Consider the following 24,550-nt stretch of genomic DNA (forward strand, 5'->3'; position numbering starts at 1 on the left):
TATTTTTCCTCCTAATTAACTAGCTTTTTTCTTGTTAGCAACCGTTTTACGTGGTCCCTTGCAAGTTCTGGCATTAGTTTTTGTTGATTGTCCTCTAACTGGTAAACCTTTACGATGGCGAATACCACGATAACATCCAATTTCCATTAATCTTTTAATGTTTAAAGAAACTTCACGTTTTAGTTCACCTTCAGTTTTATATTTTTTTTCAATTAATTGACTAATTGAACTTAATTCTTTTTCAGTTAATTCATTGATTTTTTTAGATTCTTCAATTTTTAATTCTTTTAATATTTTTGAAGAACTGCTACGACCAATTCCATAAATTTTTGTTAAACCGATTACTGTGTGTTGATTTCCTGGAATATTTACTTGAGCAATTCTTCGACTCGCATTGTTAATATTTGATGTCATATTTATTTTTCCTCCTTAATATCTACCCTTGACGTTGTTTATGTTTAGGATTTTCACAAATGATTCGATTACATTTTTTACGTTTGATTGGTTGACATTTATCACAAATTTTTTTAACTGATGGTTGTACTTTCATCATTTTCCTCCTACTAAAATATTAGTTTTTTGATTTATCATCACCATTATTATTGATTGGTAAATGTGGTGCTGTTCGATTGCGAAAGGTAATTCGTCCTTGCGTTAGATCATAGGTTGATAATTCAACTTTTACATGATCACCTTTGATAATTTTAATTTTATGTGTTTGCATACGACCTGATGGCTTAACAGTAGCAGTAAAGTCAAAATCGTTTAACTTTACTATAAAGCGAGCATTAGGTAACACTTCTATTACTACTCCTTCACATTCAATAGTTTTATCATTAGGTTTTTTTGCTTTTTGAACTTTAGATTTTACTACTTGTTGTTTTGGTTTAGCCATTAATTACATCACCTCATTATTTTTTTGATTTTCACTAAGTATTGTTAATGCTTGACAGCCATTATCAGTTACTAGGATCGTGTGTTCAAAATGAGCAGTTTGTTGGTTATCAGCAGCAACTACTGTTCACTTATCATTTAAAACCAGAATTTTATCAGTTGTCATTTGCACCATTGGCTCAATACAAATTGTCATTCCGGCTTGTAATTTTATTCCACTGTTAGGTTTACCAACGTTGGGAATAGCTGGGTCTTCGTGGAGTTTTTTACCAATACCATGCCCAGTATATGATGTTGGTAAATAAAAGCCTTCGCTTTCGACATAAGTTTGAATAGTGTTACTAATATCACCAATTCTAACTCCTGGTGCAATAATTGCTATTGCTTTATTTAATGATTCTTTAGTTACATTAATAAGTTTTGCTTGTGCTGGTGTTGGCTTATTACCAACACAAATGGTAAATGCAGCATCAGCATGATAACCATTAATAGCTGCGCCAGCATCAATTTTCACAATATCATTCATTTTAAAAGGTTTATTATTAGGAATGCCATGAATTAATTGTTCATTAACTGAAACACAAATTGTGGCAGGAAAACCATGATAATTTAAAAAAGAAGGTGTGGCATTATTTTCTTTAATAATTTGTGCTGCCACTTTATCAAGCATTTTACCTGTTATCCCAACATTTATTAATTTTGCTAATTCTTTATGAATAAGTGCTACCACTCGGCTAGCAGCTTTAATATTTTGAATTTCAGTTTGACTTTTAATGCTAATCATTGTTTTTATTTCCTTTTAATGATAATAAGTATGAATTAATTGTTCATTAACTGAAACACAAATTGTGGCAGGAAAACCATGATAATTTAAAAAAGAAGGTGTGGCATTATTTTCTTTAATAATTTGTGCTGCCACTTTATCAAGCATTTTACCTGTTATCCGAACATTTATTAATTTTGCTAATTCTTTATGAATAAGTGCTACCACTCGGCTAGCAGCTTTAATATTTTGAATTTCAGTTTGACTTTTAATGCTAATCATTGTTTTTATTTCCTTTTAATGATAATAAGTATGAATTAATTTGTTTTTTAATACTACTATTATCTTGATTGGTATCCACTGTTCTTAACAATCCACGTGCTTGGTAAGATGCTACTAATGGTGCCGTTGCTACTTTGTAAGTTTTTAAACGATTAATAATCGTGTTTTTATCACTGTCATCAATTCGTTTGATTAATTTTACTCCATCGTTATCACAAATACCAGTAACCTTTGGTGGTAAGAAATTAAGATTATAAATTGTTTTACATTGCGGACAAGTAATTCTTGAAGATAATCGTTTAATAACTATTTCTTCATCAATATCTAAATATAATACCACTGAAATTGTTTCGTTTAAACTTGCTAATACTTTATCTAATCATGCTGCTTGTGATATTGTTCTTGGATAACCATCAAGAATAAAATCATGTTTAATATTTTTTAAAGTATTACTAATAATTTGATTGATAATTTCATCAGGAACATATTGACCTTTATCAACATAAGCTTGCGCTTTTTTACCGATTGGTGATTGTTTCATGATCTCATCGCGAAACAGATCACCAGTTGATAAATGTTTTAACTTGTATTGTTCTTTTAAAAATTGCGATTGAGTACCTTTTCCCGACCCTGGTGGGCCTAAAATAATTAAATTCATTATTGCTCCCTAAGACCATAAGTGTTCCTTAACATCTTTCTTTTCTTTATAATTTAAAAATGAATGTTGAGTAATTCGCCCTTTAATTTGTTTTGTTGTATCTAATGCGACACCGACCATAATTATTAATCCAGTTCCACCAACTGCTAATGAAGAAGGTAAATTAGTAAATTTAGAAATTAAAAATGGTGTTATTGCTACAGCAGTTAAGAAAAAGGAACCAATCGTACTCAAACGATTTAACATTCTTTTAATATAAACTTCTGTTTCTTTCCCTGGTTGGATACCAAGGATATAAGTTCCTGACTTTTGAAAATTCTTCGCCATTTGTTCAGGATTGATTTGTACCTGTGCGTATAAGAAAGTAAACATAATTGTCATTATTGCAAAAATACTAATTCCTGGTCATGACTGTAAAGATAAATAGTTTCTAGCAAAAGTAGCAAAACCACTATTTTGGTCAACAATTTGCGCCACTGTCATTGGTGCCGTAATTAGTGCCGAAGAGAAGATAACAGGAATTACTCCTGCTGAATTAACTTTTAATGGCAAGTAAGAACTTTTATCACCTTTTAATGTTAGTCCACTACCAGTTTGTTGAATTGGTAAATGTCGCTCTGATTCACTAAAAAATACAACAACAAGAATGATTAATAAAAAGGCTACAAAATAAAGCGCAAATTTTAGTGCACCCTGAAAAATAACACCATTATTAGTATCTGGTCCCACTCAATATTTAAAGGTTGATGCTAAATTAAATGGCAAATTAGCAGCAATCCCACCAAAAATAATTAATGAAATACCATTACCAATACCACGATTAGTAATCTGATCAGCCATTCATAATGATAGCATTGTTCCTGCTAATAAAATAGTGGGAATTAATATATAATAAAAGGCTGCTGGTCCAGCTGCTCCTGATCCTGAATTTCAATCAACATTAATAATATGTTGTGATTGTAAACCAAAGATGGTAGCAAAACCTTGCATAATAGCAAAGGGAACTGTTAATACCCGATTCATTAATTCTAATTTTTTCTTACCTTTTTCTCCTGACTTAGCCCATCTTGTTAAAGTTGGAACAACATCGATTGATAATAACTGCACAATAATTGAAGCAGTAATGTAAGGTGATACGCCAAGGGCAAAGATAGAAAATCTGCTAATAGCACCACCACCTAACATTGAAATTAAATTAAAGAATTCAATACCACTACTATTACTATTATTAAAATCTTCATTTAAAGTTACTCCCGGAACGGTAATAAAGGCACCAACACGAAAGATAAATAAAATAAAAATGGTAAATAAAATCCTAATGATAACTTCTTTATATTTTTTTATTAATTCACGAGTTGTTGTGAACACTTAGATCACCTGCGCTTTTCCTCCGGCTTGTTCAATAGCAGAAATTGCTGATTTTGAAAATTTATGAGCTGTTATTGTTTTTGGTGTTGTTAATTTTCCGCGACCAAGAACTTTAATGCCATTAGTTTTATTTTTAATTAATTTTAATTGAAATAAAAGTTGAGGTGTTATTTCATGCTCGTTAATTAATTCAATTTGTTCTAAGTTAATAATACTATAGTGAGTTGTAGTAAAGTTAGTAAATCCCCGTTTTGAAATACGACGGTATAGTGGTGTTTGTCCTCCTTCAAATCCAGGTCTTGTCCCACCACCAGTACGGGCATTTTGTCCTTTTGTCCCTTTACCAGCAGTTTTACCTTTGCCAGATGAAGTTCCTCGTCCTAAACGTTTAATATCTTTACGAGAACCTGGTGTTGGTTTTAAGCTATGTAATGTTGTTTCCATAATTCACCTCTAACCATTACTACGTTTAGTAGTAAGATTTTTATTTTTAATAAAATATTCTGCTGGTTTAACACTGCTAAGACCGGTAATTGTTGCTCTAGCTAAGTTAATTTTATTTTTTGATCGAAATGCTTTTGAATAAATATTATGGATACCAGCTAATTCCAAAATATCACGAGCAGATCCACCAGCTTTAATCCCAATTCCTTCTTTAGCAGGTTTTAATAAAATTTCACTACCACAATACTTTCCTCTCACTTCATGAACAATAGAATTATTATTTTTAGTTATCGTAATTGTTGTTAAATTTTTGTGAGCAGCTTCAATTGCTTTTTTAATGGCATCAGGAACTTCATTAGCTTTTGATATTCCTAGACCAACGACACCTTTACCATTACCAATAGCAACAGCAGCCGAGAAACGTAATCTTCTTCCTCCAGTTGTTACTTTATTAATTTTTCTAATTCAAATTACTTTTTCAATAAAATCACTTGGAGTTTTTGGTTTACGTTCAAAGTTTTTACGTGGTTCACGAATTTTATTTTCTTTTTTATCGTAGTTATTTCTTGGTTGTGATGAATTAGCATTTCTAAGTTTATTTTCATTACCAGCAGTATTTTTTTCTGTTTTAACAGAAAATTTTACTGTTGATTTAATTTCAGAATTTACTTTATCATCAATAGTTGTTGTTTTATTTTCTAAACTCATACTCTTTATTCTCCTTTTTAGAATTCTAATCCAGCACTACGCGCTGCTTGTGCGAATGCTTTCACTTTACCATGATATAAATATCCACCACGATCAAAAACCACTTTTTTAATTTTTTTCTTACTAGCTAAATTTGCTATTGTTTCTCCAAGTTTAATAGCAGCTTCGATATTACTTGTTGATGTTAAATCTTTAAATGTTAATGTTGATATGCCAATAATTGTATTTGAAGCAGTATCGTCAATAATTTGAGCATAAAAACTATTATTAGATTTAAAGATATTTAAGCGTGGTCTTTCACTAGTACCCGTAATTTTACTACGAATACGATAATGACGAACTTTACGAGCTTGTTGTTTTTTAATCATTTCTATTCTCCTTAAGTGCTAGTATCAGATTATTTACCTTTACCAGCAGCTTTTCCTTCCTTACGACGAATGTGTTCATTTTTATACTTAATTCCTTTACCTTTATATGGTTCTGGTTCACGGAACTTACGAATTTTAGCTGCTACTTCACCAACTAATTGTTTATCAATACCACTAACTTGTAATACTGTTGGTTTGGGAGCAACAATAGTAATCCCTTGTGGAATTTCAAATTTAATTGAGTGCGAATATCCTAATGTTAAATTTAAGATATTACCTTGGACAACAGCACGATATCCAACACCATTAATTTCTAATTCTTTGATAAAACCTGTTGATGTACCAGTTAACATACCATTAATTAATGAATTGGTTGTACCATGAAGTTGTTTACTTTTTTTGTTATCATCAGGTCTTACTATGCTAATAATATTTTTATCTTTATCAACATTAATCTTAATAACATTCGGTAATAGTTTTTTTAAAGAACCTTTTGTTCCTGTAACAGTTAGCAAATTATTTGCTTCTAATGTTATTGAAGTATTTGCTGGAATGGTAAGGATACGGTTACCAATACGTGACATATAGTTTCCTCCTTATCATACATAAGCAAGAACTTCGCCACCAAGACCAAGTTTTTTTGCTTGTTTATTTGTCATAATACCTTTTGATGTTGAAACGATGGCAATACCATAACCATTTAACACACTTGGTAAGTTTTCACATTTTACATACATTCTTAATCCTGGTTTAGATATTCTTTTTAAACCAAGAATTGGACTTTTACCAGTATGAACTAATAATAGTTCTAATTTAGGTCTACTAGGATTTTCCTTAGTAACGCGATATTTCTCAATATAACCATTTTTTTGTAAAATATCTGCTATCTTAACTAGTTGTTTTGAAGAAGGTACACTAACTACTCGATGTTTACTACTATCAGCAGCAGTAATAGCATTACGAATAACTGTTAAAATATTACTTATTGGATCTGTCATCATAATTATATACCTCCTATCATGATGCTTTTCTAATACCAGGAATTTGTCCTTGGTATACTAAACCACGAAAGCAAATACGGCATAACATAAATTTACGAATAACCGCATGAGGACGGCCACACTTTTGACAGCGTGTATATGCTTGCGTACTAAACTTTGATTTACGAGCTTGTCTTACTTTTAATGAAGTTTTTGCCATTTTATGCCACCTGCTTTCCTTGTTTTTTAAATGGTAATCCTATTTTTTTTAATAAGAGTAATGCTACTGCATTATCTGATGTTGTGGTAACAATTGAAATTTCCATACCACGAACTTTATCTACTTCTTCATAATTAATTTCAGGAAAAATAATTTGTTCTTTGATACCAACAGTATAGTTACCATTTTGATCAAATGCTTTGAATGATAACCCTTGGAAATCACGAATTCTTGGTAAAGAAATTGAAATTAATTTATCAAGGAAATCATACATTTTTTCACCACGTAATGTAACTTTACAACCAATTGGCATTCCTGCTCTTAACTTAAAACCAGCAATTGATTTTTTTGCTTTGGTAATAATTGGTTTTTGACCAGTAATTTTTGATAATTCAGATACTGATTTATCAATGGCTTTCGGATTACCACTTGCATCACCAACACCAATATTAATGACAATTTTTTCAATTTTGGGTACTTGCATTATTGATGTAAAATTTAATTCTTTTTGCAATTGGGGAATAATAGTTTTATTATATTTTTCTTGTAAACGATTCATTTTTATGCTGTTACTCCTTTGTTATCGTAATTCTGTTTCAGATCTTCGTGCAATACGAATTTTTTTGCCATCTTTATCAATTTTGTACCCAATTTTTGTTACTTTCTTATCTTTTTTACCATCAAGAATCATAACATTAGAAATGTGAACACTAGCTTTTATTTCCACAATGCCACCTTCTTGATCATTTTGTGTAGGTTTTTTATTTTTCTTAGTACTAATACCTTCAATAATAACACGATTTTTTTCACGAAGGACTTCGATAATTGGTCCAGTATGACCTTTATGCTTACCTGCAATGATTTTAACTTGGTCGCCTCTTTTTAATTTAGTATCAAGACTAATAACTGGTTTCTTTTTGCTTGCCATTTACTTCATCCTCCTAAACAATTTCTTCTGCTAAAGAAGCAATCTTATGATAACCACGTTCTTTAACCTCACGAGCCAAAACACCAAATACTCTAGTACCACGTGGTGTTTTATCTTCTTTAATAATTACTACTGCATTATCATCAAATTTTACACAAGAACCATCATTACGCTTGACACCAAATTTACTACGAACAACAACAGCTTTCACAACTTGTCCTTTTTTCATTGCACTATTGGGAGTTACTGATTTTGCTGAGCAAACAACAATATCACCAATTTTAGCAGATTTTTTAGTACTACCACCCAAAACTCTAATAACCATTACTTCTTTAATACCAGTGTTGTCAGCCACATTGGCTCACGATAGATTTTGTAACATCTTTTATCCTCCTGGTTAATTAAGCTTTTTAGTTGTTTTAGATTCAATAATCTTTAACAAACGGAAGCGTTTTAGCGCTGAAAGTGGACGAGTTGAAATAATTTCAACTTTATCGCCAATTTTAGCTTGGTTAGTTTCATCATGGGCATGATACTTTTTAGTTGATTTAAAACTTTTATGGTACATTGGATGTCGTTTTGAAGTTTCAACAACAACAGTAATTGTTTTATCATTTTTGTTAGAACTTACAGTTCCAATAAAAGTCTTATATTGTTTGTTTGTCATTATTCTTTGTCCTCCTTAGCTGGTGTAACAGTTTTCTTAACTGTCGATTTTTTAGATGGCGATTCTGCTTTATTTGCTTTAGTAGTAACAACTTTTTTAACTTCTTTTGCTGATAATTTTGGTTTAGTTGTTTTTCCAGTAACTACTTTTTGATCATCTTTATCTGCTGCATTAACTTCTGATTTAGTCATTGATTTAACTTTATCTTTTTTATCAACTTTAGTAACTTTTTTAGCTTTTTTAACTTCTTTTTTTTCTTCTGGTAATACCATCTTATTAATAGGTAATGGTTTTATTTTTTCACCATTTTTAATTCTAATACTTAGTTCAGTCTTAATACGAGCAATATCTTTACGAAGATTATTTATCATATGTGGAGTTTCTAGTTTACCTAACGAACTTTGAATTCGTAAAGCAAACAATTGTGCACGAAGAGTTTCTTCATGTTGTTGTAATTCTAAAGTTGATTTATTTTTAATTACTTGCATTTCCATTTGCTTCACCCAATTCTGTTGTTAAATTTTTAGCAACCTTTACTTCTTCTGTTGGTTTGATTTCTCTAGTAATGATCTTACACTTGATTGGCAATTTGTGCATGGCAAGACGTAATGCCTCACGTGCTGTTGCTTCATTAGGATATGATACTTCAAACATAACTGTTTTTGCCTTTACTACTGCGACTCAATGATCAATTGAACCTTTTCCTGAACCCATACGTACTTCTGCTGGTTTTCTAGTAATTGGTAACTGTGGAAAGATTCTAATTCAAACTTTCCCACCACGTTTCATATAACGTGTCATCGCTACTCTGGCTGCTTCAATTTGTCTTTCAGTAATATAAGAACCTTCTTCAGCACGAAGTCCATAAGTTCCAAAATCAACTGTTTTACAACCCTTGGCAGTACCTTCATAACTCAAGCGGTGAACGCAAGAATGTTTATATCTCTTGGGGATAGCCATCTTACTTTACCTCCTTACGTGGTTGTTGTGAATAGTTATTTCGACGATTATTACTACTTCTTTGATTATATTTTGAAATAATTTCCGGCTGTGTTGCATCAGTTCCTGATAAAATTTCACCTTTATATACTCAAACTTTAATTCCGATTTGACCAAAAGTTGTTTTTGCCTCAGCAGTAGCATAGTCAATATTACTACGTAATGTTGCTAAAGGAACACTACTTTCTGAATAACCTTCAACGCGAGCCATATCTGCTTCGCCAAGTCTTCCTGAAACACGAGTTTTAATTCCTTTTGCTCCAGCACGAAGTGCTTTACGAATTGCCAATTTTTGTGTTGTTCGATGTGACATACGATTACTTATTTGTTGTGCTAAGGTATTAGCAATTATTTGTGCATCAATATCAGGATTTTTAATTTCAATAACATTAATTCTAATCCCTATTTTACGATTTTTAATCGTTTTACGAACTAGTTTTGTTAATACTTCAATGTTGGAACCACCTTGCCCTAAAACTGAACCAACACGAACACAGTGGATAAATAAAGTAATTTGTGATTTAGTTCTTTCAATTTCAATTTTAGAAACACCAGAAGTTTTTAAATGTGCAAACAATGCTTTTCTAATTTTATGATCTTCTAAAATTCATTTTGCTAAATCTTCATTAGTAGTTGCATATCAACGTGATTGTCAATCTTTATTGATACCATATCGTAATCCATTTGGACTAACTTTGTGACCCATATTACTTATTTACCTCCTAATTATCGCTAACCACAATAGTGATTTTACTTGTTCTTTTTAAGATTTGATATGCTCGACCATGAGCACGGGGCATAAATCTTTTCATAGTTGGACCTTCATTTACAAATATTTCTTTAATACGTAATTTATTAGCTTCCATTCCATAATTATTAGCAGCATTAGCAACTGCTGAATTAATTAATTTGATAATTGGTTGCACGGCGCGTTTTTTTTCATGAGCTAGAATTACTAGAGCTTTGCTAACAGCATTATCACGAACTAAATCGGCTACTAAACGCACTTTTCTTGGACTAATGCGTAATTTCTCTAAATGAGCTTTTGCTTCCATAATTTCTATCTCCTAACGCTTTTTCTTGTCAGAACCGTGCCCACCAAATTTACGTGTGGGTGCGAATTCTCCTAATTTGTGACCAACCATATCTTCTGTTACATAAACAGGTAAATGGGTTTTGCCATTATATACACCAAAAGTAAGTCCAACAAATTGTGGGAAAATTGTTGAACGACGAGATCAAGTTTGAATAATTTTTTTTGATTTGTTTTTGATTTGAATTTCCACTTTGTTTAATAAATGACTATCAGCAAAATGTCCTTTTTTTAAAGATCTTGACATATATTATTCTCCTCCTACTTTGTTGCATTTCTTCTTCGTACAATTAATTTATTCGAAGCTTTTTTGTTATCACGAGTTTTTAAACCTAATGCTTTTTTACCTCATGGTGTTACTGGTGCTTTTCTTCCAATTGGTGCTTTGCCTTCTCCTCCACCATGTGGGTGATCGTTTGGATTCATAACACTACCACGAACAGTAGGTCTAATTCCTTTTCAACGATTTCTTCCTGCTTTACCAATATTTACTAAGTTATGATCATCATTGCCAACAGTACCAATTGTCGCTCGACAATTACTTAGTACTTTTCTCACTTCACCTGATGTTAGTTTTAATAATGTGTACTTAGCAGTTTCATCACGACCAAGAATTTGCACACTACTACCAGCACTACGTGCCATTTGTCCACCCTTACCTGGTTTTAATTCAACATTATGAACAACTGTTCCTTGGGGAATTTGTGATAATGGTAAACAGTTACCAATAGTAATATCAACTTTAACAATATCACTATCACTGCTTTCACCACTTAATAGCTTATCTCCTACCTTAATTCCTTTTGGTGCTAAAATATAACGTTTTTCACCATCAAGATAAGAAAGCAGACAAATATTAGCATTACGGTTTGGATCATATTCAATAGTTTTAACTGTTGCAATGATATTATCTTTATTACGTTTAAAATCAATAATACGGTATTTAGCTTTATGACCATTACCTTGATGTCTTACTGTAATTTTACCTTGGTTGTTGCGACCACCTTGTTTAACTAAGTTAACTAATAAAGATTTTTCAGGGTTATTACCAATAGTTAAGTTTTGTTTATAATCAAGAACAGTCATATTACGTCTTCCAGCAGTAGTGGGATTAATTTTTCTAATTGCCATTGTTTTTTTCTCCTTCCAAACTCATTAGCTTTGTTCTTCAGAACTAAACAAACTTAGTTGTTCACCAGGAGCTAATTTAATAAGAGCTTTTTTTACTGCTGATGTTTTACCAATAAATCGACCAACAGTTTTTGTTTTTGGTTTACTATTAATAATATTAACATCTGCTACTTTAACTTCAAAAATTTGTTCAAAAGCTTTTTTAACGTGACTTTTATTAGCCTTACGGTTAACAGTAAATGTATAAATACCGATAGCCATTTGTTTATAAGTCTTTTCAGTTAATACTGGTTTCACTATAACTTCACTTAAATGCATATTAAATTAAAGCCTCCTCAACGATTTTAATTGCTTCAGTAGTAAATAATACTTTTTTTGCATTTAATAAATCGTAAATATTAATACTATTAGCAACAATAGTTGTTGTTCTAGGTAAATTGCGACTTGATTTGATAACTGTTTCTTTATTACTTGTTCCTGAAACAATTAATGTTTTATTATTTGCTAATTCTAAAACTTTCAAAGTTTCTAACATGATTTTAGTTGAAGGTTTTTCAAAGTTTAGCTCATCAATGACAACTATATTTTTAGCTTGAAATTTGGCAGCTAATGCTGATTTTATTGCTAATCTTCTTACTTTTTTTGGTAATCCAATTAAATAATTACGTTCAGTATTTGGTCCAAAAACAACACCTCCACCTTTTCATTGTGGTGAACGAATTGATCCTTGGCGGGCATTCCCTGTTCCTTTTTGTTTTCATGGCTTTCTGCCACCACCAGCAACTTCGGCACGACTTTTAACAGCGTGGGTTCCCTGGCGTTTTGTAGCATTATAACTTAATAAACTATCAAATTGTGCTTGCTTGTGGGGTTCAATTCCTCAAATTTTTTCGTTTAAAGTTAATTCGCTAACTTTTGTTCCAGCGTTGTTAACAACATTAATTTTCATTTTGCTATCCTCCATAATTAACTTTATTGACCAGCAGTAACTTTGGTTGTCGTTTCTTGATTTCTAACAACTAATGATACTGGAGTTTTGAGAATTGGTTTTTTAACTGCTTGTTTAATAACAAGCAATCCTTGTTTTGGTCCTGGAACTGAACCTTTTACTAAAAGATAATTATTTTCCTTATCTATTTTAATAACTTCTAAGTTAGCAACACTTCGTGTCACATTTCCCATCTGCCCTGGCATTGGTTGTGACTTAAACACGCGGTTAGCATTAATAGAACCTGTTGATCCCATTTGCCGATGTAAACCTGACCCATGTCCCATTGGACCACGTGATTGATTGTGACGTTTAATGCGACCCGTAAATCCTTTACCTTTAGAAGTTCCTTGGACATCAACGAACTCACCTGCTGTGAATACGTCAGCAACATTAATAAGATCTTTATGATTAAAGCCGTTCATGTTACGAATTTCTTTCACGAAGCGCTTAGGTTGACTGTCGGCTTTTTTAAAATGTCCGATTGTTGGTTTGTTTGATAAAGTAACACGAAGATCAAAAGCTGCAAGTTGTAAACTATTATATTTATCTTTTACATTTGTTTTAACTTGACTTACTACATTTGGTTGTACTTCAATAATTGTTACTGGAACTAGTTGCCCGTTGTTTAAGAAAACTTGTGACATTCCTAGTTTCTTACCTAAGATTCCTTTCATATTTTCCTCCTTGGAATATATTGTAAATAATTAATATTTATCCATTTTTACGATTTTTTTTATTAATCTTTTTTGATGCTTGATTTAAAGTTGATTTTTTTTCATCTTTCGATTCAATTATCAAAGAGATACTAACACTATTTGGAATAGTAATTCCACTTAATGCATTCAAAGATTTTGGTGATAATTGTGCACCAATAACTCTTTTATGAGTTTTCTTTTCAAATTGTTCACGTGAATCTTTATGTTTATGTGGTGAACGAAGAATAGTGAAAATTTCTTTATCAGTTGGTAATGGAATTGGCCCTACTACTTCAGCACCTTCTTTTTTTAGCACATCTTTAATTTTTTGTGCAATTTGGTCAATAGCTGAATGATCATAACTTTCTAAACGAATTTTTACTTTGTCTCCTATGATTGCCATTGGCTATATCCTCCTTAGAACGATTTAATAAATAAAGAACAAAACATGTGATATAATGACAACTGATATCAGTGTATCAGCATTTATGCATAACAACCACGCTATGTAAGTATAACATAGTGTACTAGTAAAAGGGAATAGCAAAATACAAAAAAAATAAAAAATTTTAAAGATAAACAATAAAAATATTAAAGTCAAAAAATTAATAAAAATTGAATTGGAAATATTCTATTTTGAGTAATTTTCACTTTTTTAAAACTAACATTTCTAACATTTAACAACTACTATTTATTTTATCAAGCAAGGAATTATTACTTCTTAAAAAATATTTAATCATAAATAACAATTGAAGATAAATATTGTTACAATATTTTATTAGAAAAGTAATATTTTTAATAAAACATTTTTGATGTTATTTAGTTTTACTAACAAGATTAATAAAATTTTAAACAATTAAGGAGAACTACTAATGCCATCATTATTATTAACAGAAAAAACATCGTTATTACCATTAGTGAATACTACTAATAAATGAAAGCAAATAATTAAAGCTTGAACTATTGACTTTTATCAAGAAATTAAATACTTAACTCTAGCTTCACTATGAATATCAGCAGCAATTTTCATCCTTGCTACTTTAAATGTTATTGGTGTTCAAGCGAATAGTAATCAAGATATTGATTTTGAAAAAGCATATGTTACTATAATCAAATGAGAAATACTAGTAACTACTACTATCTCATTATTTATTTCATTTTTAAAAAAATGCTTAATAAATTTTGGAAATAATCAATTTAAAAAAACTTTATTTTATCAATTATGAAATAAATTAAAAAGGAAAATATTTATCAATACTACTTCAGAAACTAAACTTAATTTTGAAGAAATTAAAAATAAAATTAATCTTCTTGAAGCAAATAAAATTACACTAACAGCACAAATGAAAGAGTTTCACAACTTACAACAACAACTAGTTGTCAAGTTTGAAACTCTTTTAAATAATATTCCTAAAAATGAAACAATATTAACTTATGAAGAAAATATTGATAACTCACGAAATATATATTCATTAGTTACTAATGAATTAATAAAGATTATTACTACTGTTACCACTTTAACTGCTGGAGTCGCTTTTGCTAGTAGTATCAATATCATCAAAAACGATATCGCCAATGATTTACCTTTAAATCTATTATCTTTTATTAAAACTTTTACTTCGTTACCAACGATTATTATTTCTTTTTCAGCATTAATTATTTTTAAATTAAAATTTAATCTATTCGAAAATGGATTAAATAATGTTAAACAGTTATTACTATGAAAATGAAGAAAAAAGTTAATTAATAAAATCGATATTACTGAAGCTGATATTGAAGCAGAATATAACAAAATAAAATTAATAAAAATATGATATGATACAAATATTATAAAATTAGATTATAATTTAAATGAAATCGAAAAAATTTTAGAAATAGTAATTGCAAATCCTAGCATTTATAATGCTACTGTTTATGAAAATATTAAATATTTTTTTAGTTGATTAATATCAACACTATCTTCAATAGCACTTGATAATTATTTTTATATTATTAGTGCACAAATTGCTGCTAATAAAAAAGTGGACTTTATAAATAATTTAAAATTACTAGTAACTAAAGAAAATATAATAACTGCAATCATAGCACAAATTGGTTTTTCATTTAAACTTACTATCACTGACCTTTGTTGAAAAAAATTTAAAACTACCTACCCTTATCAAGCATTAAATTATATATGTAGTTTTCCTAAAAAATATTATCAATTTCTTTGTCCAAATTCAGCAATATCTGAATCTAATACAATCATTACTGAACAACAATTAAGGAAAATCGTTCAAAATTATTATCAAAAAATTGATATAAATACTAACCTATTAACAAAAATAAATACTAAGTTAAGTGATATTCTCAATACAGAAATGATACTAGATATTAATGAAATAAATAACACTAAATTACCACCATTAGTAATGGTACTACAAAAAAATATAAACAAATACTTTATCAATATAAATTAATTAAATATACTAATACTATTTAATTTTATATAATAAAAGTTTCAATTGACATACTAATGTTAATTGAAACTTTATTTTTATTTTACTTCACTAACTATTAATAAAGGGATAAATATTACTTTTGTTGCTTATTTACTTATACTATAATTTTTCATATACTGAACTAATGTTTTAATTAAGACACCCATACCACGGTCCTGTTTATAAGCAGTTCCAGCAATATCTAAATGTAAAAATGGTTTATCTTCACTAAATTCTGTTAAAAAGGCAGCAGCATTTGATGAACCACCATATGGATCTTTAGATAAATTACTTAAATCAGCTATTTTAGATGAACGCATATTTAAAATATTTTGTTGATGAATTGGCATTCTTCAAATTTCTTCATTAGTTTGTTGAGAGGCTAAGTTAAAATCATTAAATAATTTATCATCAGTAGCAAAAGCACCAGTCATATAACTACCTAAGGCCACTAACATGGCACCAGTTAAAGTTGATAGTTCAATAATGCGATTTGCTTTTCCTTTCCGTAAAGCATAAGTGATACCATCTGCTAATACTAATCTTCCTTCAGCATCAGTATTATTAACTTCAACCGTCTTCCCATTCATTGAAGGAAAAACTGTTTCAACTAAAGTAGCATTGCCTCCAATTTTATTTTCGGTTAAACAAGCAATAGCAACAAAGTTTAATTTTAATTGTAGTTTGGCAGCAGCAATAGCAGCACTACAAACACTAGCGGCACCTGACATATCAAATTTCATCCCCTTCATAGCTGAAGCAGGTTTTAATGAATAACCACCACTATCAAAAGTAATACCTTTACCAACTAGGCCTAAAATATCATCAGCATGTTGCTGATCACCTTTATATTCTAAAACAACAACACGTGCCTCATAATGACTACCAGCATTAACTGCTAATAATAAGTTCATATTCAAATCAGTTATTTCTTTTTGTTCTAAAATTTTGATTGATAAATTTTTAATTGCTTTCGCCGCATCTTGAATTTTTTTAGCAAAAATTTCAGGATATAACAAATTAGGTGGCATATCTTGTAAATTACGTGCTAAATTAATACTCTCACCTTGAATTTCAATTTGTTGCTGCGAAGTATAACTAGGAAACTTTGCTGTTGAAACAATATTATATTTAACTTTTTTTGCTTCCTTATTTTTACTTTTTAAAGTATACTCTTGACAACTACCAAATCATAATGCTTCATAAATAATTTGTAAAAGGACACTTTCATCAAAATTATTAGTGACAAAAGATTTAACATCAATATCCAAATCTTGATTATTACTTTTGCTAAAAGCAACAAAAAAATTATAAACATCATTACGAGTTAAACTCTTACTATCACCTAAATATACGTAATAAGTTTTATTTTCAGAAATTAATGTTAATTTGTTCTTTTCTTTAACAACCAATTCATGTATAACTTTGTCAGCAAAAACTGCTGTTAATTTTAATTTTAATTGAGATTTATCACTAATGTTAAACAAAACATTTTTATCCATATTTTCACTCCTAAATGGTAATATTAAAATAATTACAATTATAATATCTATAAATTAATATTTTCGAAAATTACACAAAAATAGATAAGTTAAACAATATTATTGTATTATTATTGTATTGTAATATTACCATAGAATGGAGAAAAAACGATGAAGCGTTCACAATTAAATGAAAAAAATAAAAAAAAATACTGTTGGGACTTTAAACATTTATTTGCTAATAATGAATCTTGAAAAAAAGCATTATCTGAATTTAACAAATTTGCTGAACAACTTTTAACTTTAAAAGGAAAATTAAATAATATTAATAATTTTAAAAAATACTTAACAATTAGCAAACAAATTGCAATGTTAGGATCAAAACTTGTTCAATATTTACACTATGGAGATTTAGACCAAACTAATCTAGAATTACAACAATTATCTAGTTTATTTACAACCCAACAAAGCAAACTAGCAGAAAAATTGGCATGAATTCAACCAGAAATTAAAAAGATTGGTTTTAGTACAATTAAAAATTGAATTGCTAACGACTCATCACTAACAGAATATCATCATGATATGGAAGTTTTTTTTAAATTTGAAAAATTTATTTTAAATGAACATGATGAAACTTTACTAAGTAAAGTCAGCAAGTCAAGAAATGCTGTTAGTGGTTTATACGATACTTTAGTTTATGCCGATAAGGAAAAAACAATGTTTAACTATCAAAATAAAGAACAAGAATTAACACAAACTTTATATTTAAACATTTTAGAAAACAGTGATCCAATCAAAGATCAACAATTAAGAGTTGATGTTACAAAGAAATTTTACGAAGATATTAAAAATAAAAAACATTCATTAGCACAAGTTTATGAAAGTATTATTAAAATTGCCATTGAAGAAATAAAAATTCGTAATAATGATAAAGAAAAAGATAAAAGTAAACATCTAACCACCTTAGAGTATAGTTTATTAGGTGATGATGTGCCATTAGTACTATATGAAAATTTAGTAAAAACTGGACAAAAACATGCTATTTTAGTAGAACAGTTTTATAATTTAAAACATCAATTTTTTAAATTTAAAAAATTCTATGGTAGTGATACTAATCTAAAAATGTCAACATTACCAACTAAAAAAATCAGTGTTGAAGAAGGAATTATGGCAGTTAAAAAAATTCTAAACATTTTAGGTGATGAGTATCTACAACAATTAAATTTAGCGTTATTACCAGGTAGAATTGATTACTATGAAGATACTAATAAACGAACTGGTGCTTATTCAACTGGTGGTAATGGTGTCGAACCAATAATTTTAATGAATTGAGATGATACTCTTAACTCACTTAACACATTAGCTCATGAATTAGGACACTCTGTTCATACCTTATTTGTAGAAAAATACCAAAAATATCCCAATACTGATTATCCAATTATTTTAGCAGAAGTTGCTTCAACAGTTAATGAACATTTAGTTTTTGATTATTTATACAATAATGCTACTAATAAGCAAGATCGGATTTACTTACTACAAACCCACATTGAAACTGTAATTGGTACTTTCTTTCGTCAAATTCAATTTGCTGAATTTGAATGAGAAGCACATAAATTAATGGAAAAAGAAACACCACTAAATGCTGATATTCTAGCTGATTTATTTGAAAAAATAGCTAATAAATATGGACAAAAAGCATTAGATAAATATGATGAAAAAGTAAAAGGATATTCATGACCACGCATTTCTCATTTTTTCCATTCACCGTATTATGTTTATAAATATGCTACTTCAATTACTGTTTCCTATAAACTTTATGAAGATGTTAAAAATGGTAAAAAAGAAAATTTACTTAACTTTTTAAAAGCTGGTGGTAGCAAATATCCACTAGATATTTTAAAAGATGCTGGCGTTGATTTAACACAAATTGATGTTTATAACCCACTGCTTAATAACTTACAAAAAATGATTAATCAGTTAGCAACATTAATTACTAATAAAGATAATTAACTTTTAAAAAAATAATATATAATACTAATGGTGTTTTAATCAATTAGTATTTTAATGTGTGGTAATAAATATCATGTATTATTTTGGTAACGACAATTAATAACCAATAATAAGGAGAATAAATAAAAAATGAATGTAAAATTTGATTTTGAAGATATAAATCTAATTGCAAATAAAAGCATTGTTAAATCACGAAAAGAATGTGATACTAGTGTTAAATTAAATGGGTTTACTTTTAAAATTCCGGTTATTCCAGCAAATATGAGTGCTGTTATTAATGAAGACCTATGTGTTTGGCTAGCTAAAAATGGTTACTTTTATATAATGCATCGTTTTAACATTGATCAAATTAAATTTATTAAAAATATGCATGATCAAAAATTATATGCTTCTATTAGTATTGGCATTAAAAAAGAAGATCAAACATTACTTAACCAATTAGTGAAATTAAACCTAATTCCTGAATTTATCACTATTGATATTGCTCATGGTCATAGTTCTTCCATGGAAGAAATGATAAAATTTATCAAAACTACTTTTACTAAAACTAAAAATAAACCTTTTATTATTGCTGGTAATGTTATGACAAAAGCTGCTGTTCACGATTTAGAAAAATGAGGTGCTGATGCCATTAAGTTTGGTGTTGGACCAGGTAAAGCTTGCATTACAAAACTAAAAACTGGTTTTGGAACAGGTGGTTGACAATTAAATGCCCTACAAGATGTTGCTAAAAGCACTACTAAACCATTAATTGCTGATGGCGGCATTAGATGTAATGGTGATATTGTTAAAGCAATTGCTTTTGGGGCAACTATGATTATGGCAGGAAGTATTTTAGCAGGTTATGATGAATCACCTGGCAAAATAGTTACTATCAATGGTCAATCATATAAAGAATACTTTGGTTCAGCAAGTATCTTTAATAAGGCAGAAGCAAAAAACATTGAAGGTAAAAAAATACTTGTTCCTTACAAAGGTTCAATTGCTAGTACTTATCAAGAAATAGAAGAAGATTTACAATCTGCTATTTCCTATGCTGGTGGAAAAGTTTTATCTTCATTAACTAAATGTGATTATGTCATTGTTAAGGGTACTATTAACAATGGTGATGATCGGTAATAAATTAAAATAAAACTACTTAGATTTGCGCAGTTTTATTTTTAATAATTATTACATTAAAAATATAATTACTTTTTATAGGAATATTGATTGGTTTTATAATATTCTCAATTAACTGACTAATAAGTAGTTTATATTTTTAAATTTTTTTATATTTTAATTGTAGTTACTGATTATTAAATTGTTTCCTTTCTTCTTTAAAATTTATAATTTTTATCGCTAATTTTTACAAATTGTAGATCTTCTTATCTTTCCTTAAAATAAAAAACTCATTTATCTTTAAGCAAAATAATGAATTAAAAACTTATATTACGTTTATAGAAATTACAGGATATTTTTTTATAATCAACACACAAAATTTAGCATCAATAATACCATTTAAATTTGTTATTATTAATTATTTTAAAAAAGAAGGAAAAGCAATTTGATTATTATATCGAACTTCATTAAAAGGGTCGTTAGGTCTTGTAACTTCATTCCAAGATGCAACATTTCTAGATATTAAAGAAGGTTGTTGTGCTTGGATATTTCTCTGATCTTCTAATTCATAAATTTTCTTTTTAATTTCATATAATTTTGCTATTTTTTCATCTCTATTTTCATTTTTTTGATGATTATTAAAAAAACCACAACTAATAATAAATCACAACTTATTATAAAAATTTCCTGTTAATTTATTTGTTTCCAATCTTGTTATTTCTTTTTCTAATTTTCTTAATTGAGTTCGATATTGATTTAACATTATTTGATACTTATATTTTTGAAAACATTTATTTAATCAGATTAAAGGCGACTTGCATATTTTTTTATTTTCTACTTTTATCTGTTGTGAATTATAAATTTGTCTTATTTTTGCAAAACAATTTTTAATTTCAATATTTTTTTCATTTATATTAAGATTTAATTTCGCTATCATTTTATTAATTTTTGTTATCTTTAAATTTTTTTTACTTATACCAAGATTTAAATCACACATGTTATTCATTTTGTATTTTAATTTAACTATTAATTCTCCATTAAAAATCTCTTTTTTTGTTCTAATATTTGGATATAATTTTCAATCTTTTTGTGCTATCAATAAATATTTATTTGCTATTATCAACTCATTATTAGCAATTCTAGCAAATATTTTTTTTCTTTTACATTCTCTTCTTTCTAATTTAATGAGTAATTTTGTTGTTTTTAATTTTAATTGTCATAAATCTAATGTTTTATCTAAATTATTATCATTGAAATTTTCCATTTGTTGTTCTAAATTTGTTCCTTCAATTTCCATTGTTATTATATCAGTATATATTTTTTCTTCTTTTGCTGTTTCACTAATAATATTTTCATTTGCTTTTTTAATTTCAGCTTCCGATGTTACAATCATATATGTTTTTTTAAGTGGTTTATTTGGTAATATATTTTTTAACTTTGCTATTTCTTCATTATTATTTTTAATTTGTTTTTTAATTTGATAAATTTCATCAATTTTCATTGTTTTGTCTAATTTTTTAATTTCTGCAAAATATTTATTTTTTTCTTTTTCTAATTTTTGTTTTTCTAATTCTAATGCTTTAATTTGGTTTTTATTTCTTGCTATGATTGTATCTATTTTTTTAATTTCTACTTTTGAATTTCTTGATTCCTTTCTCGTTACTACTGCTATCACTAATTTCTATATCCTTTCTTTTTAAATATAAAAAAATCATTACTTTCTTAAAAAAATAATAGATTGAAAACTATATTTAGTTTTTCTTTTATATTGTATATAAATTTAAAAAAATTACATGATATATACTATCATTCTTATAAAGAGTTTAAAAATTAAAATAATTTTATTATAATTTATACGATAATTATAAAAATTAAAGTAGATTACTAATGTTAGAAATCATAAATATCAATAATTAACACATTACAATTACAATTAAAAAAAATAAAAAAGAAATTTTAAATGCACTTGGTATTCGTTTTAGTAAAACTAATGAATGTAAAATTTTTAATAACCCCTTTGTTTTCAAAGTATTACTTAACTATACAAATAATAAGGAATTAAATTTTTTGAATAATTTAAAGAATCAATATCTATTTCAAAAAAGTAACCAAATCTTTAAAAAAACCTAAGTTAATTTCCAAAAACAAAAAAAATAAAAAATATCCTATTTAAAATAAATAGTCTATTATCTGATAGTAAGAATCTAGTATCGAGTAAAATTTGGCAAAAATATTTATAAAATAAATTATCTTGAAAAGAAAAAAAGAAATTTAAAAAGCAAATTTGTGTAAAAACTTTAAATTTATTAAAAATGGTAAATTAATAAATGTTAATCAACGATTAACATTTATGTACTAAATTACACTTTTAAAAAAAAGTTTATCAAAGAAGTTAACACAAAAATATTGTAGAATTATATGAGAAAATTTAGAAGATAATTGGGGGATAAAAAAATATGAAGAAATTACTAACTATGATAGGTGCAATTACTTTAGGTGCAACAACAACTACCAATGTTGCTGGATGTGAATGTAGTCCAACAAAAAATAATGAAGACAAAAAAATTGATTTAAACACAATTATTACAGATAAAAATTTAGATAGTATTTATATTGGACAAGCTGAAAAAGTAACTAAAAGTCAAATTTTAGAAAAAATTAAAGCTAAAAATACATCAGTAGCCAAATTAACTGAAAATGATTTTGAATTTATAGGAGAAAGTGCAACTGGTAAAAATAGTACAATAATTGGTAAAAATAATTATAAAAACGAAGTTTCTTTAACTTTCAATAATAACAATTTTAAAGCTATTGATATTAATGGCATAGCTAACAATGCTATAATTCAAAATATTAAAAAAAATAATAATCTAACTTATATTTCAACAACTGATGGTCATATTTATAAATCAATTGATAACAAAAAATTTACACCAATAACGGTAATAAAAGGTACCATTAATAGTTTAAATAGTGATAAAGATGGCAATATTTATGTTACAAGTAGTGGTGATGATAATGTTTATAAAATAAATAACATGGATGTATTGACAAAAATGACAGGAACAACTGGTACCATCAAAGCGTTAACAGTCGATAAACGCGGCAATATTTATGCTGGAAGTAGTAATGGTAATTTTTATCAATCAACTGATAAAGAAACATTTACCATAAAAAAAAATATAGGTTATGCAATTTGAAATTTAACAATTGCGCCAAATGGTACTATTTATGTTGCAACTCCAAGTGGTATCTTTAAATCAATAAATAACGGCAAAGAATTTGATTCAATATATTCAACTCCTACAACTAAAAGCTTAACAGTTGATAACAATAACAATATTTATTTTGGAAACAATAACGGTTCTATTTATAAATCAACTGATGGCACAACATTCACACAAATGAAAATAGTAGTATCTGGTGTCGTTACTAATTTAACTACTGATAAAGATGGCAATATTTATGCTGTAAATAAAAATAGTAGAGGTAATGATAGTGTTTATAAATCAATTAATAACAATACATTTACCGCAATGACAGGAACAACTGGTACCATTAATAGTTTGATAATAGATAACAATAACAATATTTATGTTGCAGGAGCAGTAAAAAATAAAGCAACAATTTATTTAAGTGAAAAATTATCACACTAAACAAATTTAAGCAAGTAAAAATATGGTAAATAAAGTTAAGAGACTAGTTAATATTTTATAATTTTAATAAAAAAGACAAAGCAATTATTAAACAAAAACCTGAACGAAAATCAATTTTAAAGCATCAAATTTGATTATAAACAAACAAAGTAAAAATTTATCTTGTTTAAAAAAATCCATTATCCATTTCTCTTTTATTCATTATAAATGATTACATTATTAGATACTACTGTTAAAACCGACTGAGAAGTTGCTGCTCTATTCTTCACTATTACATCAATAATATTTGTTATAATTAATTCCTTACATAATTGAATTAATAACTAAAAGGAGAGAAATAATTACGACAAAAATTAAATACTAATCGAAATATTGATTGAAACAAAATTACAGTTGATGAAAATGCAATTACTAATACCGGGGCGCAATTTATTTCAACTGACACTAAAGTTTATTATCGTGTTGTTAATATTATCTTTACAGTAATATTACTAATAATAATTTAAATTATAAAGATGATAAAAGTTTTAATGGAATGGATTCTAATGAAAAAGAATTAAGTTCAGAAATAGTATTATTTAAAAACTGAAATTATTATTAGTAATCATTGACAAAATTTTGTTCAAGACTTTACAA

32 protein-coding genes and 1 pseudogene are annotated in these 24,550 nt (G+C 27.8%); 4 read left to right on the top strand and 29 right to left on the bottom strand.

The genetic code is table 4. The annotated features are described in order from the left end of the window. Nucleotides 1-15 precede the first annotated feature (15 nt). The 27 genes and pseudogenes from rpsM to rpsJ form a co-directional block, all read right to left on the bottom strand. Nucleotides 16-414, bottom strand: a complete 399-nt coding sequence (gene rpsM / locus ACQH25_RS06265) for a 30S ribosomal protein S13 (protein WP_425381150.1) — start codon at nucleotides 412-414, stop codon at nucleotides 16-18. Between the two features lie 22 nt (nucleotides 415-436). Beyond that, on the bottom strand, nucleotides 437-550 hold the full coding sequence (gene rpmJ, locus ACQH25_RS06270; protein WP_425381151.1) for a 50S ribosomal protein L36: 114 nt from the start codon (nucleotides 548-550) through the stop codon (nucleotides 437-439). A 21-nt stretch (nucleotides 551-571) separates the two neighbouring features. Beyond that, the gene (gene infA, locus ACQH25_RS06275) at nucleotides 572-895 is read right to left on the bottom strand and encodes a translation initiation factor IF-1 (RefSeq protein ID WP_425381152.1); all 324 of its coding nucleotides are present in this window, start codon (nucleotides 893-895) and stop codon (nucleotides 572-574) included. Nucleotides 896-898: 3 nt separating this feature from the next. Beyond that, the gene (gene map / locus ACQH25_RS06280) at nucleotides 899-1,678 is read right to left on the bottom strand and encodes a type I methionyl aminopeptidase (RefSeq protein WP_425381153.1); all 780 of its coding nucleotides are present in this window, start codon (nucleotides 1,676-1,678) and stop codon (nucleotides 899-901) included. Between the two features lie 15 nt (nucleotides 1,679-1,693). Continuing rightward, entirely contained in the window at nucleotides 1,694-1,939 is a 246-nt protein-coding gene (locus ACQH25_RS06285) for a M24 family metallopeptidase (RefSeq protein ID WP_425381154.1), read from the bottom strand. Next, the gene (locus tag ACQH25_RS06290) at nucleotides 1,932-2,597 is read right to left on the bottom strand and encodes an adenylate kinase (protein ID WP_425381155.1); all 666 of its coding nucleotides are present in this window, start codon (nucleotides 2,595-2,597) and stop codon (nucleotides 1,932-1,934) included. The genes ACQH25_RS06285 and ACQH25_RS06290 overlap by 8 nt, the downstream gene beginning before the upstream one ends. A 9-nt stretch (nucleotides 2,598-2,606) precedes the next feature. Beyond that, on the bottom strand, nucleotides 2,607-3,965 hold the full coding sequence (secY, locus tag ACQH25_RS06295) for a preprotein translocase subunit SecY (protein ID WP_425381156.1): 1,359 nt from the start codon (nucleotides 3,963-3,965) through the stop codon (nucleotides 2,607-2,609). Then, on the bottom strand, nucleotides 3,966-4,409 hold the full coding sequence (gene rplO, locus ACQH25_RS06300; protein WP_425381157.1) for a 50S ribosomal protein L15: 444 nt from the start codon (nucleotides 4,407-4,409) through the stop codon (nucleotides 3,966-3,968). 9 nt (nucleotides 4,410-4,418) lie between these two features. After that, complete coding sequence (gene rpsE, locus ACQH25_RS06305; protein ID WP_425381158.1) at nucleotides 4,419-5,117, bottom strand: 30S ribosomal protein S5; 699 nt, start codon at nucleotides 5,115-5,117, stop codon at nucleotides 4,419-4,421. A 17-nt stretch (nucleotides 5,118-5,134) separates the two neighbouring features. Next, entirely contained in the window at nucleotides 5,135-5,485 is a 351-nt protein-coding gene (gene rplR / locus ACQH25_RS06310) for a 50S ribosomal protein L18 (protein WP_425381159.1), read from the bottom strand. A gap of 29 nt (nucleotides 5,486-5,514) precedes the next feature. After that, nucleotides 5,515-6,069 carry a 50S ribosomal protein L6 gene (gene rplF / locus ACQH25_RS06315; RefSeq protein WP_425381160.1) on the bottom strand — a complete coding sequence of 185 codons (555 nt, stop codon included), beginning with the start codon at nucleotides 6,067-6,069 and terminating at the stop codon, nucleotides 5,515-5,517. A 12-nt stretch (nucleotides 6,070-6,081) separates the two neighbouring features. Then, nucleotides 6,082-6,486, bottom strand: a complete 405-nt coding sequence (gene rpsH, locus ACQH25_RS06320; RefSeq protein WP_425381161.1) for a 30S ribosomal protein S8 — start codon at nucleotides 6,484-6,486, stop codon at nucleotides 6,082-6,084. A 13-nt stretch (nucleotides 6,487-6,499) separates the two neighbouring features. After that, on the bottom strand, nucleotides 6,500-6,685 hold the full coding sequence (locus ACQH25_RS06325; RefSeq protein ID WP_174480921.1) for a type Z 30S ribosomal protein S14: 186 nt from the start codon (nucleotides 6,683-6,685) through the stop codon (nucleotides 6,500-6,502). A gap of 1 nt (nucleotide 6,686) precedes the next feature. After that, the gene (rplE, locus tag ACQH25_RS06330) at nucleotides 6,687-7,244 is read right to left on the bottom strand and encodes a 50S ribosomal protein L5 (RefSeq protein WP_425381162.1); all 558 of its coding nucleotides are present in this window, start codon (nucleotides 7,242-7,244) and stop codon (nucleotides 6,687-6,689) included. A gap of 21 nt (nucleotides 7,245-7,265) precedes the next feature. Next, on the bottom strand, nucleotides 7,266-7,613 hold the full coding sequence (gene rplX, locus ACQH25_RS06335) for a 50S ribosomal protein L24 (RefSeq protein ID WP_425381163.1): 348 nt from the start codon (nucleotides 7,611-7,613) through the stop codon (nucleotides 7,266-7,268). Between the two features lie 13 nt (nucleotides 7,614-7,626). Beyond that, nucleotides 7,627-7,995: a 50S ribosomal protein L14 gene (gene rplN, locus ACQH25_RS06340; RefSeq protein ID WP_425381164.1), complete on the bottom strand. Its 369-nt coding sequence runs from the start codon at nucleotides 7,993-7,995 to the stop codon at nucleotides 7,627-7,629. A gap of 15 nt (nucleotides 7,996-8,010) precedes the next feature. Further along, a complete protein-coding gene (rpsQ, locus tag ACQH25_RS06345) occupies nucleotides 8,011-8,280 on the bottom strand; it encodes a 30S ribosomal protein S17 (protein WP_425381165.1) in 270 nt (89 codons plus the stop codon). Then, nucleotides 8,280-8,774, bottom strand: a complete 495-nt coding sequence (rpmC, locus tag ACQH25_RS06350; RefSeq protein ID WP_425381166.1) for a 50S ribosomal protein L29 — start codon at nucleotides 8,772-8,774, stop codon at nucleotides 8,280-8,282. Before rpmC ends, rpsQ begins: the two co-directional genes overlap by 1 nt. Continuing rightward, the gene (gene rplP / locus ACQH25_RS06355; RefSeq protein ID WP_425381167.1) at nucleotides 8,755-9,240 is read right to left on the bottom strand and encodes a 50S ribosomal protein L16; all 486 of its coding nucleotides are present in this window, start codon (nucleotides 9,238-9,240) and stop codon (nucleotides 8,755-8,757) included. Before rplP ends, rpmC begins: the two co-directional genes overlap by 20 nt. Before the next feature lies 1 nt (nucleotide 9,241). Further along, nucleotides 9,242-9,985, bottom strand: coding sequence for a 30S ribosomal protein S3 (rpsC, locus tag ACQH25_RS06360; RefSeq protein ID WP_425381168.1), 744 nt, complete (start codon nucleotides 9,983-9,985; stop codon nucleotides 9,242-9,244). 16 nt (nucleotides 9,986-10,001) lie between these two features. Beyond that, a complete protein-coding gene (gene rplV / locus ACQH25_RS06365; protein ID WP_425381169.1) occupies nucleotides 10,002-10,334 on the bottom strand; it encodes a 50S ribosomal protein L22 in 333 nt (110 codons plus the stop codon). Nucleotides 10,335-10,346: 12 nt separating this feature from the next. Then, a complete protein-coding gene (gene rpsS / locus ACQH25_RS06370; protein WP_425381170.1) occupies nucleotides 10,347-10,619 on the bottom strand; it encodes a 30S ribosomal protein S19 in 273 nt (90 codons plus the stop codon). A 14-nt stretch (nucleotides 10,620-10,633) separates the two neighbouring features. Then, nucleotides 10,634-11,503 carry a 50S ribosomal protein L2 gene (gene rplB, locus ACQH25_RS06375; protein WP_425381171.1) on the bottom strand — a complete coding sequence of 290 codons (870 nt, stop codon included), beginning with the start codon at nucleotides 11,501-11,503 and terminating at the stop codon, nucleotides 10,634-10,636. Nucleotides 11,504-11,527: 24 nt separating this feature from the next. Next, on the bottom strand, nucleotides 11,528-11,821 hold the full coding sequence (rplW, locus tag ACQH25_RS06380) for a 50S ribosomal protein L23 (RefSeq protein WP_425381172.1): 294 nt from the start codon (nucleotides 11,819-11,821) through the stop codon (nucleotides 11,528-11,530). 1 nt (nucleotide 11,822) lies between these two features. Then, on the bottom strand, nucleotides 11,823-12,452 hold the full coding sequence (gene rplD / locus ACQH25_RS06385) for a 50S ribosomal protein L4 (protein ID WP_425381173.1): 630 nt from the start codon (nucleotides 12,450-12,452) through the stop codon (nucleotides 11,823-11,825). Between the two features lie 23 nt (nucleotides 12,453-12,475). Beyond that, a complete protein-coding gene (gene rplC / locus ACQH25_RS06390; RefSeq protein WP_425381174.1) occupies nucleotides 12,476-13,168 on the bottom strand; it encodes a 50S ribosomal protein L3 in 693 nt (230 codons plus the stop codon). 121 nt (nucleotides 13,169-13,289) lie between these two features. Then, a pseudogene (rpsJ, locus tag ACQH25_RS06395) lies at nucleotides 13,290-13,592 on the bottom strand (30S ribosomal protein S10); the annotation flags it as partial. A gap of 469 nt (nucleotides 13,593-14,061) precedes the next feature. On the opposite strand from rpsJ, the gene ACQH25_RS06400 reads away from it, so the two are divergent. Next, the gene (locus tag ACQH25_RS06400; RefSeq protein WP_425381175.1) at nucleotides 14,062-15,648 is read left to right on the top strand and encodes a hypothetical protein; all 1,587 of its coding nucleotides are present in this window, start codon (nucleotides 14,062-14,064) and stop codon (nucleotides 15,646-15,648) included. Between the two features lie 128 nt (nucleotides 15,649-15,776). Here ACQH25_RS06400 and ACQH25_RS06405 read toward each other — a convergent pair whose 3' ends face one another. Further along, nucleotides 15,777-17,171, bottom strand: coding sequence for a M17 family metallopeptidase (locus ACQH25_RS06405; RefSeq protein ID WP_425381176.1), 1,395 nt, complete (start codon nucleotides 17,169-17,171; stop codon nucleotides 15,777-15,779). A gap of 150 nt (nucleotides 17,172-17,321) precedes the next feature. Here ACQH25_RS06405 and pepF point away from each other — a divergent pair, with 150 nt between their 5' ends. Further along, nucleotides 17,322-19,160 carry an oligoendopeptidase F gene (gene pepF / locus ACQH25_RS06410; RefSeq protein WP_425381177.1) on the top strand — a complete coding sequence of 613 codons (1,839 nt, stop codon included), beginning with the start codon at nucleotides 17,322-17,324 and terminating at the stop codon, nucleotides 19,158-19,160. Nucleotides 19,161-19,289: 129 nt separating this feature from the next. Further along, nucleotides 19,290-20,279 carry a GMP reductase gene (locus ACQH25_RS06415; protein ID WP_425381178.1) on the top strand — a complete coding sequence of 330 codons (990 nt, stop codon included), beginning with the start codon at nucleotides 19,290-19,292 and terminating at the stop codon, nucleotides 20,277-20,279. A 397-nt stretch (nucleotides 20,280-20,676) separates the two neighbouring features. On the opposite strand, the gene ACQH25_RS06420 is transcribed toward ACQH25_RS06415, so the two are convergent. After that, nucleotides 20,677-21,933: a hypothetical protein gene (locus tag ACQH25_RS06420; RefSeq protein ID WP_425381179.1), complete on the bottom strand. Its 1,257-nt coding sequence runs from the start codon at nucleotides 21,931-21,933 to the stop codon at nucleotides 20,677-20,679. A 781-nt stretch (nucleotides 21,934-22,714) separates the two neighbouring features. Between ACQH25_RS06420 and ACQH25_RS06425 the strand changes: the two genes are divergently transcribed. Next, entirely contained in the window at nucleotides 22,715-23,914 is a 1,200-nt protein-coding gene (locus ACQH25_RS06425) for a lipoprotein (protein WP_425381180.1), read from the top strand. Nucleotides 23,915-24,550: the final 636 nt, after the last annotated feature.

Source organism: Spiroplasma endosymbiont of Polydrusus pterygomalis (assembly GCF_964030825.1).
In the GTDB taxonomy this organism is placed as follows: Bacteria; Bacillota_I; Bacilli_A; order Mycoplasmatales; family VBWQ01; genus Spiroplasma_E.